The sequence below is a fragment of the Pedococcus sp. P2_D7 genome, from assembly GCF_056404295.1.
Genome location: NZ_JBFUEH010000004.1, coordinates 96,559 through 111,485, shown reverse-complemented (window position 1 = coordinate 111,485; position 14,927 = coordinate 96,559). Strand labels below are relative to the sequence as shown.

Annotated in this window: 13 protein-coding genes; 8 read left to right on the top strand and 5 right to left on the bottom strand. The window is 71.7% G+C overall.

Annotated elements, in window-relative coordinates; translation table 11 throughout:
• Positions 1-5: 5 nt before the first annotated feature.
• Positions 6-278, bottom strand: coding sequence for a hypothetical protein (locus AC1DWJ_RS09615; protein WP_457253899.1), 273 nt, complete (start codon positions 276-278; stop codon positions 6-8).
• Positions 279-364: 86 nt separating this feature from the next.
• Positions 365-5,890, bottom strand: a complete 5,526-nt coding sequence (locus tag AC1DWJ_RS09610; protein WP_477620669.1) for an ATP-binding protein — start codon at positions 5,888-5,890, stop codon at positions 365-367.
• Between the two features lie 220 nt (positions 5,891-6,110).
• On the opposite strand from AC1DWJ_RS09610, the gene paaA reads away from it, so the two are divergent.
• The 7 genes from paaA to AC1DWJ_RS09575 are packed head-to-tail and all read left to right on the top strand — an operon-like array spanning position 6,111 to position 12,226.
• Complete coding sequence (gene paaA, locus AC1DWJ_RS09605; RefSeq protein ID WP_457253901.1) at positions 6,111-7,109, top strand: 1,2-phenylacetyl-CoA epoxidase subunit PaaA; 999 nt, start codon at positions 6,111-6,113, stop codon at positions 7,107-7,109.
• Positions 7,106-7,420: a 1,2-phenylacetyl-CoA epoxidase subunit PaaB gene (paaB, locus tag AC1DWJ_RS09600; protein ID WP_457253902.1), complete on the top strand. Its 315-nt coding sequence runs from the start codon at positions 7,106-7,108 to the stop codon at positions 7,418-7,420. The genes paaA and paaB overlap by 4 nt, the downstream gene beginning before the upstream one ends.
• A gap of 10 nt (positions 7,421-7,430) precedes the next feature.
• The gene (gene paaC, locus AC1DWJ_RS09595; protein ID WP_477620668.1) at positions 7,431-8,438 is read left to right on the top strand and encodes a 1,2-phenylacetyl-CoA epoxidase subunit PaaC; all 1,008 of its coding nucleotides are present in this window, start codon (positions 7,431-7,433) and stop codon (positions 8,436-8,438) included.
• A gap of 2 nt (positions 8,439-8,440) precedes the next feature.
• Positions 8,441-9,013 carry a 1,2-phenylacetyl-CoA epoxidase subunit PaaD gene (gene paaD / locus AC1DWJ_RS09590; RefSeq protein ID WP_477620918.1) on the top strand — a complete coding sequence of 191 codons (573 nt, stop codon included), beginning with the start codon at positions 8,441-8,443 and terminating at the stop codon, positions 9,011-9,013.
• Positions 9,014-10,108, top strand: a complete 1,095-nt coding sequence (paaE, locus tag AC1DWJ_RS09585; protein WP_477620667.1) for a 1,2-phenylacetyl-CoA epoxidase subunit PaaE — start codon at positions 9,014-9,016, stop codon at positions 10,106-10,108.
• A gap of 26 nt (positions 10,109-10,134) precedes the next feature.
• Positions 10,135-11,313, top strand: a complete 1,179-nt coding sequence (locus tag AC1DWJ_RS09580) for a thiolase family protein (RefSeq protein WP_457253905.1) — start codon at positions 10,135-10,137, stop codon at positions 11,311-11,313.
• Between the two features lie 55 nt (positions 11,314-11,368).
• Positions 11,369-12,226, top strand: a complete 858-nt coding sequence (locus AC1DWJ_RS09575) for a 3-hydroxyacyl-CoA dehydrogenase family protein (protein WP_457253906.1) — start codon at positions 11,369-11,371, stop codon at positions 12,224-12,226.
• Here the strand turns inward: AC1DWJ_RS09575 and AC1DWJ_RS09570 are convergent.
• Entirely contained in the window at positions 12,214-12,849 is a 636-nt protein-coding gene (locus tag AC1DWJ_RS09570; protein ID WP_457253907.1) for a TetR/AcrR family transcriptional regulator, read from the bottom strand. The genes AC1DWJ_RS09575 and AC1DWJ_RS09570 overlap by 13 nt on opposite strands.
• Positions 12,850-12,936: 87 nt before the next feature.
• Between AC1DWJ_RS09570 and AC1DWJ_RS09565 the strand changes: the two genes are divergently transcribed.
• A complete protein-coding gene (locus AC1DWJ_RS09565) occupies positions 12,937-13,428 on the top strand; it encodes an SRPBCC family protein (RefSeq protein WP_457253908.1) in 492 nt (163 codons plus the stop codon).
• On the opposite strand, the gene AC1DWJ_RS09560 is transcribed toward AC1DWJ_RS09565, so the two are convergent.
• Both AC1DWJ_RS09560 and AC1DWJ_RS09555 read right to left on the bottom strand, forming a co-directional pair.
• Positions 13,414-14,397, bottom strand: coding sequence for an NAD(P)H-binding protein (locus AC1DWJ_RS09560; RefSeq protein ID WP_477620666.1), 984 nt, complete (start codon positions 14,395-14,397; stop codon positions 13,414-13,416). The genes AC1DWJ_RS09565 and AC1DWJ_RS09560 overlap by 15 nt on opposite strands.
• Before the next feature lie 56 nt (positions 14,398-14,453).
• A complete protein-coding gene (locus tag AC1DWJ_RS09555; RefSeq protein ID WP_477620665.1) occupies positions 14,454-14,867 on the bottom strand; it encodes a hypothetical protein in 414 nt (137 codons plus the stop codon).
• Positions 14,868-14,927: the final 60 nt, after the last annotated feature.

Sequence of the window (14,927 nt, the reverse complement as noted above, 5' to 3'; positions counted from 1 at the left end):
TCGGGTCAGGCGGGCGGCTCGGCCCGGTGCGCGTCCTCCACGTAGCGGTGGCCGTTGGACAGCGCCACGGACACGGCATCGAGCCAGCGCGGTGGCTGCTCGCCGATCCCTCTCGCGGCCAGCGCCGCCGTCAGGTCGGCGCGCAGGTCAGCGGGGTCGCGCCCCTCCGCGTCACGCCCGAGGCCGTCGATGACGTCCTGGATGACGGACTGGACGACCCGGTGGCGGTCGACATCGTCGTCGTCCATCTCCGCCAGGTTGCGGTCCTGCTCGCTCATGGTTCCTCCTCCGGTCGGGGACTCGGTCGCCCTTGTCCTACCCGCACCGCCGTCAGCCATGCGCCGTCGTCAGCCTGGCGCCGCAGTCAGCTCCGGCGGGCCAGGCCGGCTTCGATGGCCGCGATGATCCTCGGCCGCAGCTCGTGCGGGTCGATCACGGCGTCGACCGAGCCGACGCTGACGGCCCGGTGGATGCTGTGCACGCTGTCGAACTCGGACGCGACCTCACCGAGCTTCTCACTGCGCACTGCGGTGCGCAGGTCGGCCAGCTCGGTCGCGATCAGCGCCCGCTCGGCACCGGTGGCCTCGCCCAGGCGGGACTCGGCCTCCGTGACCCTCGGGTCGGCAGCGGTGCGTGCGTCGACGTCGCGGGAGAACACGACCGCGGCGGCCGGGGCGCCACCGATCACCGAGGCGAACGACCCCTCGACGGCGAGCACCGTCATCTCGGGGTTGAGGGCCTTGGAGAACACCACGAACGCGCCACCGTGGTAGCGGCTGACGACACAGAAGACGATCGGGCCGTTGAAGTTGACGATGGCCCGGCCGATCTCGGCGCCGTACTCGAGCTGCAGGCTGCGCATCGACTCCGGGGACCCGTCGAAGCCGGACAGGTTGGCCAGCACCACGAGGGGCCGGTTGCCACTGGCGGCGTTGATCGCACGGGCGGCCTTCTTCGACGACCGCGGGAAGAGGGTGCCGGCCGTGTAGGTGTCCGGGCCGTCGGTGGGCGGGAACCCGCGCCGCGCGACGGTCTTCGACTCGATCCCGAGCAGGCAGACCGGGATGCCGCCCAGATGGGCGTCCTGGACCACCGCGGTCTCGGCGTCGGCCATGCCGGCCCAGCGCTCGAGGGTGGGGTGGTCCTGGTCGGCGACCGCTGCCATGAGGATGCGGATGTCGAACGCCTTCTTGCGGTCGGGGTTCGTGGCGGGCGAGAAGATGTCGCCGACTGTCGTGAACCCCGAGTCAGGGATGACGTGCGGGTATGCCGTGACGTCGCGGTCTGCGGCGTCCGTGGTCGTCGCGCGGCGCGGGCCGGGCTCACCCGGGTGGACGTACGTGTGGTCGTAGTGCGCCATCAGCACGTCACGCGCGCCGGCGAGGTCAGGTGCCCAGTACTGCGCCTGCCCGTTCGGGCCCATCACGCGGTCGTAGCCCCCGATCCCGAAGTTGTCCTCGGCGGAGACGCCACCGGAGAAGTCCAGCGACTGCTTGCCGGTCAGCACCATCGCGCTGTCCGGTGTCATGACGAGGATTCCCTTGGTGTGCATGAGCATCGTGGCCTCGGCGTTCCAGTAGGGCTGGGCGCCGACGTTGATCCCTGCCACCACGATGTTGATCTCACCACCGGACTGGGTGAACTCGATGATCCGCTTGAGGGCCTTCGCGACCCAGTCCATGTTCTCGGTGCCCGAGTCCATCGAGATCCGCGCACCGGCGGACAGCGCGAACCACTCGACCGGCACGTGCATCTTCTCGGCCAGGTCGAGGGCGGCGATGATCCGCGTGCACTCGGCCTCGGACACGGCACCGAGGGCCTTGAGCGGGTCGCCGCACAGAAGCACCCGCGTCATGCCCTCGGGGTAGCGCTCGGTGGGCGTCGTGATGAGCCCGGCGATGATCCCGGCCTTGTTGAGGCCGTAGGGACGGTCGACGGGAGCCAGTGCGCCCGTGTCGTCGAGGTCGTACTCGGTCGCGGTGCCACCCGGCCCGGCGATCATGGCCTGCAGCTCGTAGGGGTAGACGACGCCCCGACGCCGGGCCCGGACGACCTTCTGGGCGTAGTCGTCGAGCGGCTTCAGCCGGGTGGTCGGGGGCTCCTCCACCGACGTGACGACGCCGGAGCCGGGCTGGAAGTGGAACCGGGCGGCCAAGGGCGCGATGGCCCCGTCCGGCCCGGCGATCCGGCCCTGCACGAGCACCTCCTCGATGCCCGCGCCCGCGGTGAGCGGTGCGATCTTGGCCTGGAGGGCCGTCAGCTGGTCGAGGTCGGCCTCGATCGGGGGCCAGATGTGCACCCACACGTGGTTCATGTCGAGCCGGGCGCCCGCTGCTCCGCGCGCCGCGCGGGCCCGGCGGATGGCCTCGAGGCAGTTGGCGATGGCCCGCTCCGCGTGCGGCAGGGCGGTGACCCGGCCGCGCTCGTCGCGGACGACGACGAGCTGGCGCACCTGGGCGAGCGCCACGAGGCGCTGGTCCGCCTCGTTGCCGGGTGCGGTGCAGAGGTAGAGCAGCACGTCCTCGGGAGCGTCGAGACGGGTGACCTCGAAGTCGCGCAGCCGCCAGAGGTTGAGCCGCCGCCCGACCATGGGGTGCACACCTCGCACCAGCCGGTCCTCGACCATGCCGCCGGCCCCGTCCGGGCGGAAGGTGAAGTAGGCCACCGGCCGACCGCCGCCCGGGCAGACGGCGATCGCGACGCGACGGAGTCGGTGCGCAAACGGCATGGCGGCGAGCAGCTCGCCGAGCCGCGCCGAGGCGTCTTCGGGCGACGAGGGCTCATCGGGCCAGGACAGGTAGAGGTCGACGACCCCTTCCGAGCCCTCTGTCGCCTCCTCGAGCTGACCCGAGACCGCCTGCTCGAGCTCACCGCCGGGGACGAGCTCGTCGACCCGGCCGACACTGGTCACGAGGTGCGTCGCGCGCCCGTCGAGCGTGTAGTCGGCCACCGCGAAGGGACGGGCACCGACCGCGAGCTCCCGCAGGCCGGTGAGGTCGTGCTCGCGGTAGTGCCGCTTGATGAGGACGGCGAGCATCGGCTCGCGCTGCGGCACACCGCCCTCGAGGCGTTCGGCGAGGAACTGCACGATCTGCTCGGGGATCGCGGCCAGCGCGTCGATGCGGCGGGCGCGGTCCTCGCCACCCGGCATACCCTCCAGGGCGGTGAGCTCGTCACTCACGCCACCGAGGACGCTCGCGCGGTCGGCGTCGACCAACGGCTGGTCGAACCAGCGGAACCGCACGCTCCGGGCGAGGTCGCCGACGACGGGGAAGCGCAGCTGGGTGGCGACCACGAGGCGGTCGAGGACCTCGCGGGCGGCCGCGTCGAGCGGCGGCTCGGGGCACGGCTCGACCATCCAGCGCTGCAGCAGGGAGGTGGCCAGCGCGACGTCGGGGGCCGAGCGCTGCTGCGACAGGAAGACCCGGAACACCGCCTGCTCGAGCTCCGGGGTGCGGTCGAGGCTGTCGAGGTCGTAGTGGCGCAGGACGTTGGCGAGCTTGCTGCGGAACTGCTCGGGCAGCGCGCCACGGTCGGGGTCGAGGCTCTGGAGGTAGGTGTGGAAGTGCTCGCGGGGGCTGTGCACCCGGTGCTCGACGTGGGCTTCCTCCCCCGCCGGACGGTTGCGGCTCAGCTCGGCGAAGTCGGCGAACACCTCGAGGACATCCACCTCGGCGCGGATCTGCGAGACGCCCTGGGCAGTCAGCTCGTCGCGGGCAGACAGGTAGCTCGTGAGGGTGCTGCCCTCGTCGCGCTGGTCGAGGTCGTAGCCGAGCAGCATCGCCGCGAGCGCGTCGCGAGCGTGGTCGGCCGTGGCGGCCGCCGCGTCACCCGACCGGGCGCCCTCGGGGAGGTCGAGGTCGATCGGATCGTCGTCGACCCCCTCCGCCGGGGCTTCGTCGGCGTCGCCCACGGGCTCGAGCCGCACCAACGGGGTGCCGGTCTCGACCTGGCTGCCCGCGGAGACCAGCAGCTCCTTGACCCGACCGGCGAAGGGAGCGGGCAGGACGGTCTCCATCTTCATCGACTCGAGCACGAGGACCGGCGCGCCCGCGGCGACCTCCGCGCCGACCGCGACAGGGGTCGCGACGACGAGGGCCGGTGCGGGAGAACGCAGCACACCACCCTCGTCGCGGCTCACGCGGTGGGTCACCCCGTCGACCTCGACGAGCTGGATCGGCCCGTGGGTGGCCGTGATGAGTCGGTGCGTGCGGCCGGCGATGGTGATCCGGCTCGTGTACTCGTCGAGGCGGTCGAGGTCTGCGTCGACGGTCTGTTCGGTCGCCCCTGCGGCGATCAGCACGCGGAACCGGTGCGGTCCGATCCGCCACACCGTGACCTTGTATGCCGTGCCGCGGAGCTTGAGGTCGATGGCGCGACCGGTGCGGTGCTGCACCTGGGGTCGGCCTCCTCGGGAGGTCTCGAGCAGGCGGGTGCGCTCGAGCGCCTCCTCGTCCTCGTAGCCCTCGATGCCTGCCGCGACGAGCGCCACACCCGAGTGGCGGTGGGACACCAGTCGGCCCTCGGCGCGGACGCGGTCGATCCAGCCGGTGTCGGCGCTGCCGTCGATGACCTCGGGCTGGTCGAGCAGGTCGAGGATGAAGCTCTTGTTGGTGGCCCCACCCTCGATCACCACGGTCGTCTCGCCCATCGCGCGGCGCAGGCGGGCCAGCGCCTCGTCGCGGTCGCGCCCGACGGCGATGATCTTGGCGATCATCGAGTCGAAGTCGGCGGGGATCGAGTCGCCCTCGCCCACGCCGGTGTCGACCCGGATCCCGGGACCAGACGGCAGGTTGAGGAGGCTGATGCGTCCGGGCGACGGCGCGAAGTCGCGGTCGGGGTCCTCGGCGTTGAGCCGGGCCTCGACGGCGTGCCCCTCCTCGGTGGGCCGCTCCCCCTCGAGACGACCGCCGCCGGCCACGTGGATCTGCAGCTTGACCAGGTCGGTGTCGGTGGTGACCTCGGTGATGGGGTGCTCGACCTGGAGGCGGGTGTTGACCTCCAGGAACGCGAAGAACTTCTCGCCCGGGTGGTAGAGGAACTCGACGGTGCCGGCACCGGCATACCCGACCGCGACGGCGAGCCGCTCGGCACTGGCCTTGACCTCGGCCACCTGCTCCGGCGCGAGGACGGGTGAGGCGGACTCCTCGATGACCTTCTGGTTGCGCCGCTGGATGGAGCAGTCGCGCACGCCGATGGCCCACGCCGTGCCCTGTCCGTCAGCGATGACCTGCACCTCGACGTGCCGGGCACCGGTCACCAGCCGCTCGAGGAAGACGACACCGGAGCCGAAGGCACGCTGCGCCTCGTCACGGGTGCGCTCGTAGGCGTCGGTGAGGTCGGCGTCGCTCGCGACCATGCGGATGCCGCGACCGCCGCCGCCGGCGGTCGCCTTCAGCATCAGCGGGTAGCCGATGCGCGCCGCCGCGGTCTTGGCGTCCTCGAGGGTGTCGACTCCGCCACCGCTCCACGGCGCCACGGGGACCCCGACCTCCTCGGCGATGATCTTGGACCCGATCTTGTCGCCCAGCCTGCGCATGGCCTCGGGGCTGGGGCCGATGAAGGTGACCCCGATCCGGGCGCAGACCTCGGCGAAGTTCGGGTCCTCGGCGACGAACCCCCAGCCGACCCAGGCGGCGTCGGCACCCGTCTCGCGCAGAGCCTTCTCGAGCACGGCGTAGTCGAGGTAGGGACGGTTCGCCGCCGGACCCAGGTTGTACGCGTGGTCGGCCTCGCGGACGAACATGGCCCGCTTCTCGCCCTCGGTGTGCAGCGCGACGGTCTCGATGCGGTGCCCGTCGACCCCCGCCTGCGCGTTGAGGTCGCGCACCGCGTGGATGAGCCGCATGGCGGCCTCGCCGCGGTTGACGATGGCGATGCGCGAGAACATCCGGTGGGCCTCCCAGCGACGACGGACAGCGGAACGCTGCCGAGCCTGCCACCGATCACGGGTGACTCGCGAGTAATGCCACCCCTGACTGGCGCCGCAGGCGCTCGTCCGCGACGCGGCATACCGTGGATGGCACCTGCGTGCTTGCCAACATCCGACGGCACCTGCGACACTATTACAGACCGTTCGGTCAGTTAATCACCTCACCGCGGAGGGTTGCATGACGGACACCACCACGGCCCCGCCCGGGACCGACGAGGGCGACCTGCTGGCCGGGTTCGAGGCCACCATCGCCCGCAACGACCGCATCGAACCCCGCGACTGGATGCCCGACGGCTACCGCAAGACGCTGGTGCGCCAGGTCGCCCAGCACGCGCACTCCGAGATCATCGGCATGCAGCCGGAGGGCAACTGGATCGGGCGCGCCCCGTCGCTGCGCCGCAAGGCGATCCTGCTGGCCAAGGTGCAGGACGAAGCCGGCCACGGGCTCTACCTCTACTCCGCGTGCGAGACCCTCGGGGTCAGCCGCGGCCAGCTCACCGAGATGCTCATCGAGGGCCGCCAGAAGTACTCCTCGATCTTCAACTACCCGACCCTCTCCTACACCGACGTCGGCACCATCGGCTGGCTCGTCGACGGAGCGGCGATCTGCAACCAGGTGCCGTTGTGCCGCACCTCGTTCGGGCCCTACGGCCGCGCGATGATCCGCATCTGCAAGGAGGAGTCCTTCCACCAGCGGCAGGGCTACGAGCTGCTGATGACGATGATGCGGGGCACCGACGAGCAGCGCGCGATGGTGCAGGAGTCGGTCAACCGGTTCTGGTGGCCGGCGCTGATGATGTTCGGCCCGCCCGACGACGAGTCCCCGAACTCGGCCCAGTCGATGGCGTGGGGCATCAAGCGCAACACCAACGACGACCTGCGCCAGCGGTTCGTCGACATGTCCGTGCCCCAGGCCGAGGCACTCGGCGTCACGTTCCCCGACCCCGACCTGCGGTGGAACGAGGAGCGCCAGGCGCACGACTTCGGCCAGCCCGACTGGGACGAGTTCATGCAGGTCGTCAAGGGCAACGGCCCGTGCAACACCCAGCGCATCGCACACCGCCGTGCCGCGCACGAGGACGGCGCGTGGGTGCGCGAGGCCGCGACCGCGTATGCCGCGCAGCAGCTGTCGTTGGAGGCCTCGCCCTCCGACGTCGACGGGAAGGGCACCGCATGAGCGACCAGACATCACCCGATGAGCGGGTGCGCGCCGAGTGGCCGCTCTACGAGGTGTTCGTCCGCGGCAAGCGCGGGCTCAACCACGTGCACGTCGGTTCGCTGCACGCCGCGGATGACGACATGGCGCTGCGCCATGCCCGCGACGTCTACACCCGCCGCAACGAGGGCGTCAGCATCTGGGTGGTGCAGTCCAAGGACATCGCGGCGTCGAGCCCGGACGAGAAGGACCCGATGTTCGCCCCGAGCGGGGACAAGGTCTACCGGCACCCCACGTTCTACGAGATCCCCGACAACGTCCCCCACATGTGAGCTGCTGACCATGCCTGAATCACCGCAGCCCGACGGGCTCGACGCGATCCAGTCGGTCGCCGACGACGTCGCCCACCAGCCGTCGCACCCTGCCCCCGACCCCAACGACGCCCACGGCTCCGTCTATGACGGGCTGCTGGGTGGCGACCCCTCGCACTGGGCCTTCGGCACGGACTTCGAGGACCCGCTGGCCGGCGTCGACACGACGATCCCCGACGGGGTCGACGCGAGCGACCTCGGCACCTACTGCCTGATGCTGGCCGACGACGCCCTGGTGGCGTCGCAACGGCTCTCGGAGTGGACCAGCCGCGCGCCCGACCTCGAGGACGACATCGCGCTGTCCAACATCGCGCTCGACCTCCTCGGCCAGGCCCGGCTGCTGCTCGCCCGAGCCGCGGCGGCCGACCCGTCGCTGGTCCCGGCGCTGCCCGAGGGCTCCCCGGTGCCGCCCGAGGACGCCCTCGCGTTCTTCCGCGGTGACGGCGACTTCCGCAACGTGCGGCTCGTCGAGCTCGACAACGGCGACTTCGCGGTGACCATCGTCAAGCTGCTGCTCTTCTCCAGCGCACGGATCGCGGTCTTCGAGAAGCTCGTCGACAGCCGCGACCACGTGCTCTCCGCCGTGGCCGCCAAGGGCGTCAAGGAGCTGACCTACCACCGCGACTACGCAGGGCGCTGGTTCCTCACCCTGGCTCGTGGCACCGACGAGTCGCGGCGCCGCATCGAGGCCGCCCTGGCGAAGGTCTGGCCCCTCCAGGCCGAGCAGTTCGCGACCCACGAGGTCGAGGCCCGCGTCGCCCGGGCCGGGGTCGGGGTCGACCCCGCGACGGTCGCTGACGCGGTCGCGGTCGTCCTCGCCCAGGTCTTCGCCCTCAGTGGTGTGGAGCCGCCGACGGTCGCACCGATGGCCGCAGTCCAGGGTCGCCAGGGTCGCGACGGCATGCACACCGAGGCGCTCAGCCGGATCCTCGGCGAGCTGCAGGTCGTGGCCCGCGCGCACCCGATGGGTCAGTGGTGACCATGGCCCCGGCGACCCAGACCTCCCGCCGGTTCGAGGTGGTCGCGCCGGGTTCGCCCGGCGTGGCCACCTCGCACGGGGAGCTGCGCGAGCGGGCGTGTGCCGTAGCTCGGCGCGTCACCGACCCGGAGATGCCGATGCTCACGCTCGAGGACCTCGGCGTCCTGCGCGAGGTGGCAGTCGGACCGTCGGGGTCCGTCACCGTGACGATCACGCCGACCTACTCCGGCTGCCCCGCCATGGCAACGATGCGCGACGACCTCGTGCGCACCCTCGGCGAGGCAGGCCTGCAGGCCACCGTCCGGGTCTGCCTCAGCCCGGCCTGGTCGAGCGACTGGATCACTGACGCGGGTCGGGCCGCACTGCGCGCGCACGGGCTGTCCGCGCCCGGACCGGCACCACGCCGCGCCGGTCCGGTACCCCTCGCCCTCCATCCGCGGCGTCGCGAGATCGACTGTCCCCGTTGTGGTTCGAGTGATGTCAAGCTCACGTCCGAGTTCGGGGCGACGTCGTGCAAGGCCCTCTACCGCTGCACGAGCTGCCTCGAGCCGTTCGAGCACGTCAAGGAGATCTGAGTGTCAACCGGCTCGCTGCTGCTCCCGAAGACGACCCGGACCGCCCCGGTCTTCCACACGCTCACCGTGCACTCGGTCGAGCAGCTGACTGACGACGCCGTCGCGGTGAGCTTCGACGTCCCGGCCGAGCTCGCCGCGGCATACGACTTCGCTGCGGGACAGTCACTGACGCTCCGGCGGCGCATCGACGGCCAGGAGCACCGCCGCACGTACTCGATCTGCGCCGCGGTCGGTGAGCGACCGCGCATCGGCGTCCGCGAGATCCCGGACGGTCTCTTCTCGCACTGGCTGGTCCACGACGTCACGCCGGGCACGGAGATCGAGGTGCAGACGCCGTCAGGCAGCTTCCGCGCCGATCCCGCGACCGGTGGTCGGCACCTGTGCGTCGCGGCCGGCTCGGGCATCACGCCGATGCTGTCCATCGCCACCACGATGCTCAGCAACCCCGACGCCGAGGTGACGCTGATCTACGGCAACCGCACCACGGGGTCGGTGATGTTCGCCGAGGAGCTGGCCGACCTCAAGAACCGCCACGGGTCGCGCCTGCAGCTGATCCACGTGCTGTCGCGGGAGCCCCGCGACGTAGAGCTCTTCTCCGGACGGATCGACGCCGAGCGACTGCGTCGGCTGCTCGACCTGCTCGTGCCCGTGCAGGACGTCGACGACGTGTGGCTGTGCGGGCCGTTCGCCATGATCGGCGCAGCCCGTGAGGTGCTGGCGGAGGTCGGGGTGGCCCAGGAGCGCATCCACTTCGAGCTCTTCTACGTCGACGAGCCGCCGCCGGAGCTGCACCGCGCCGACGCTGTGGTCGAGGGCGAGACCAGCGACGTCACCGTCGTGCTCGACGGGTCGAGCTCCACCGCCCCCATGCCGCGCGGCCAGTCGATCCTCGACGCAGCGCAGGCGACGCGCACCGACCTGCCGTTCGCCTGCAAGGGCGGGGTCTGCGGCACCTGCCGAGCCCTCGTCCGCGACGGCGAGGTCGACATGCGCCGCAACTACGCGCTCGAGAAGGGTGAGGTCGAGCAGGGCTTCGTCCTCACCTGTCAGTCCTACCCCGTCAGCGACACCGTCACAGTCGACTTCGACGCCTGACCTTCCCCGAGATCGAGGAGACGAACGTGACCGAGGCCTTCATCGTCGACGGTGTCCGCACCCCCATCGGCCGGTATGCCGGTGGGCTGGCTTCGGTGCGCCCCGACGACCTCGCCGCGCTCGTCGTGCGCGAGGTGGTGGCCCGGTCCGGCATCGACCCCGAGCTGGTCGACGAGGTGGTCCTCGGCGCGGCCAACCAGGCCGGCGAGGACAACCGCAACGTCGCCCGGATGGCCCTGCTGCTGGCCGGGCTCCCCCAGTCGGTGCCCGGCTTCACCGTGAACCGGCTCTGCGCCTCAGGCCTGACCGCCATCGCCACCGCTCGCCAGATGATCGCGGCCGGCGACGCCGATGTCGTGATCGCCGGTGGGGTCGAGTCCATGACGCGCGCGCCGTGGGTGACCGAGAAGCCGACCAAGGCGTTCGCCCGACCGGGGGCGACCTTCGACACCTCGATCGGGTGGCGGTTCGCGAACCCACGGTTCGACGCCGACACCACACTGACCATGCCGCAGACCGCGGAACGCGTTGCGCAGCACTGGCACCTGACGCGCGACGAGCTCGACGCCTTCGCCCTGCGCTCGCACGAACGCGCCCTCGACGCGATCAAGAACGGCCGGTTCGAGGCGGAGACGGTCGCCGTGCCGCTGCGGGACGGCGAGTTCGCGGTCGACGAGGGGCCGCGCGCGGACACCAGCCTCGAACGCCTGGCCGCGCTGCGACCCCTGCACGGACCCGACGGGGTCATCACGGCCGGCAACTCCAGCGCCCTCAACGACGGCGCGGCCGCCGTCGTCGTCGCGAGCGAACGGTTCATCGAGGCGCACGGCCTCACCCCGCGGGCCCGGGTCGTCGCGGCCGCCAGCGCCGGCGTGGCCCCGGAGGTCATGGGGATCGGCCCCGTCCCTGCGACGCGCAAGGCCCTGGCCCGGGTCGGGTGGAGCGTCGACGACCTCGACGCCGTGGAGCTCAACGAGGCCTTCGCGTCCCAGTCGATCGCCTGCATCCGCGACCTGGGGCTCGACCCCGACCTCGTCAACGCCGACGGCGGCGCGATCGCCCTCGGCCACCCCCTCGGGTGCTCCGGCACCCGCATCGTCGTGACCCTCCTCGGACGGCTCGAGCGGGCTGGTGCGCACCGCGGTCTCGCGACGATGTGCGTCGGGGTCGGCCAGGGCAGCGCCCTGCTCCTCGAACGCCCTTGACCCGCAACCGTTTCCAGCCATTCACGCTCTTCCGGATTTCCAGAACGGAGCATCCATGACCGACTCCACTGCCCTGCCCGAGCGCGTCCTCGTCTACGGAGGAGGGCGGATGGGCGCCGGCATCGCGCACGCCTTTGTCGCGGCCGGGTCTTCGGTCCGGGTCATCGAGACCGACACATCGTCCGCGCGAGCCGCAGTCGAGCGGGTGGGAAGCAGCCTGCGCAAGGCAGTCGACAAGGGAGCGCTGACCGAGGACCTCGAGGTCGTCCTGCAACGCGTCACGGTGAGCACTGGACCGTACCCTGACTACGGGGACGTCGAGCTGGCCATCGAGGCCGTCCCGGAGGACCTCGAGCTCAAGCAGTCGGTGTTCCAGCGGCTCGAGCAGGCGCTGCCACACGCCGTGCTGGCCACCAACACCAGCTCGCTGTCGATCGACGCCATCGCCTCCGGGCTGAGCGCCCCCGAACGGTTCATCGGTCTGCACTTCTTCAACCCGGTGCCCACCAGCGACCTCGTCGAGATCGTGCTGGGCACGCAGACGTCCGCGGGCCTCGCCGAGGACGCCCGTGGCTGGGTCTCCGCCCTGGGCAAGACCGCCATCGTCGTCAAGGACTCCCCAGGGTTCGCGAGCAGTCGCTTGGGCGTGGCCATCGCCCTGGAGGCGATGCGCATGGTGCAGGAGGGCGTCGCGTCCGCGGCGGACATCGACACCGCGATGACCCTCGGCTACCGCCACCCGGTGGGACCACTGCGCACCACCGACATCGTGGGCCTCGACGTCCGCCTCGCCATCGCGGAGCACCTCGCGCGCGAGCTGGGTCCGCGGTTCGAACCGCCGCAGCTGTTGCGCGACAAGGTGGCCGCCGGCGAGCTGGGTCGCAAGACCGGACGGGGTTTCTACGACTGGTGAGGCCGGTCCAGCGCCAACCCGTCGAAGACGATGGTCGTGATCGCCTCGGAGAGCTGCTCGCCGTCGACCCCACCACCGGCGCGGTGCCACTCGACGAGTGAGTTGACCATGCCGAAGAGCAACCGGCTCACCAGGGCCGGGGGCACGTCGGTGCGCAGCGACCCCTCGTCGATGGCCTCCTTGACGAGCGCGGCGAGCCGCGCGTCGATGTCGCGACGTCGCCGCAGGGCGGCTCGCTCCACCTCGCTGTTGCCGCGCACCCGCAGGAGCAGCGTGACCGCCGGCTGGTGCTCGACCAGCACCTCGACGCTGCGGTGCACCGCCTGCCGCAGCCGTTCGTATGCCGTGTGGCCGGCAGCGTCGTGGCTCGCCTCCTCGATGACGCGGGTGAGCCCGTCGAGGGCCTCGTCGAGGGCCAGCGAGAGCAGGTGGGTCTTGCTCGGCACGTGGTGGTAGATCGCCGACTTGCTGAACCCGAGCTCCCGGGCCAGGTCACCCATGCTCGTGCCGTCGTACCCCTGCTCGTTGAAGAGCTCGATGGCCCTGCGCAGCACGGTCTCCTGGTCGTACCCCGGACGCCCGCGCCGCGGTGAACCCGAGGTCGCAGGTGCTGGTTCGCTCACGTCGGCCAGACTCTCACAGCGAGCCCCGGTGGGGCGCTGTCCAGGGGGCGCCGCGCGGGCTGGTCGGCCATGGACGAGACTCGAGCCATGACGATCTTCTCGGCAGCCAAGCGCTCAACCGCCGTGGTGCCGCACCCCCGCGACTCGGTCTGGGACGTCCTGAGTGACGCGACGCTGGTCGGCAAGCTGACCCCGATGGTGCGGTCGATCGAGGACCACGGCAGCACCTGGCTCTGGAAGCTCGCACCGATCGAGGTGCTCGGCAAGAGCATCGGGCTCTCGTTCACCGAGCGCATGGAGTTCACGCCCAAGGAGCGGATCGTCTACACCCACGCGCCGAAGGGTGACGAGCGCGCCGGGGTCGAGGGCATCTACCAGCTGGCCGACAGCGGCGCCGGGACCCGCCTGACGATCGAGCTCGGGGTCGACGTCGACCTGCCGTTCCCGCGGCTCGCCAAGCCCGCGGTCCAGGCCTCGATGCAGGCTGTCATCGCGGCCATGGGAGTCGGGTTCGCGCGCAACCTCGAACGCGAGCTGGCTCGTCGCGAGCGCAGTCAGCAGAGGTCAGGGAGCCACTGATCCGGTCCAGGCTGCGTCGGAGCTGAGCGGGCCGATGACGTCGCGCTCGGAGTCCGGGACCGACGCGTCCGGGACGGCGAGCGCCCGGTCGAGCGCCTCGGCGACCGGCGTGAGGGCATGGCCCGGCGGCATCAGCTGGACCACGAAGTCCTGTCGGCCGCACACCATGTCGTGGTGCAGGCTCTCGACCAGCGACTGCACGGTGGAGGCCGGTGCGCGGGTGAGCGCGGGGGCGAGACGCGACACCAGGGCGGTCGGCAGGCCCGGCACGCTCACCTGCACCCTGCGCAGCCCGGCGCGGTCCGCGTAGAGCCGCAGCAACGCGGCATAGGGCATCCGCTCCCCGCTGCCGAGGTCGAAGTGCCGGCTCACGGCTGGGGCGGTCAGGGCGCCGACCAGCGCGGTGACCACGTCCGTGATGGCGACCGGCTCGACCCGGCTGTCCATCCAGCGGGGCAGCACCTGGACGGGCAGCCGCTCGCTCAGCTGGCGCATGATCTCGAACGAGGTCGACCCGCTGCCCACCACCATCGCCGCGCGCAGGGCCAGGGTCGGGATGCCGGAGTCGGTGAGCACCTGTTCGACCTCGAGCCGCGACCTCAGGTGGGCAGACAGGTCGTCGTCCGGGACGTCAGGGACCAGACCGCCGAGGTAGACGATGCGGCCCAGGCCGGCCCGGACCGCGGCGTGGGCGGCGTTGTAGGCGCCCTCGCGGTCGCTGGTCGCGAAGTCGTCACCACCGAGTCCGTGGACGAGGTAGTAGAGCACCTCGGCGCCGGTCACGGCCAACCGCGCCGTGGGGCGGTCGAGGACGTCGACCTCGACCACGTCGACCTGCTCGGCCCACCAGAACCGCCCGGCCGACGCCGCTCTGGTGAAGGTGGCCGTCACGTCGTGGCCGGCCGCGAGCAGGGCCGGCACCAGGCGACTTCCGACGTAGCCACCCGCGCCCATGACGACGACTCGCACCAACGACTCCCGGGGTTCGGCCGTGGCCGCTGGCAGCACCCACGAATGGGTCGAACCTACCTCGCGGGTTCGCCGGCCTCCTCGTGGGCCGGGGGCGCCGGGACCGGCGCCGCGGCGGCGGGCGACCACACGACGGACCGCAGGGCGAGCATGCGCGCCTGCGTGACCTTGCCCCGCACGGCAGCCACCTCCTCCGGACCGGCCGGCCCGACCCTCTCGGTGTGCCGCCAGCCCGGGCCGCTGACCGTCACGCTGAGCGTCACCCCGAGAGCCACGGTGTCGGGTGCGCCAGCGCCGGGCACGGCACGCCGCCAGCCGCGACCCCGAGGCGCGGTGTCCTCCCTGATCGCCCAGGCGACGGCATTCACCGGGGCACTGCCGGCCGGGGTCAGCACGGTGCGATGGCTCGCCGAGATCTCACCGATCGCGAGGACGAGCCGTTCCGTCCCCTGACCTCGAGGTGTGTCCATGGTCGTGCCTTCTTCCGGGGCGGGGCCGGGTCGTCGCCCAGCCGTGGTCGGGGCGCCAAC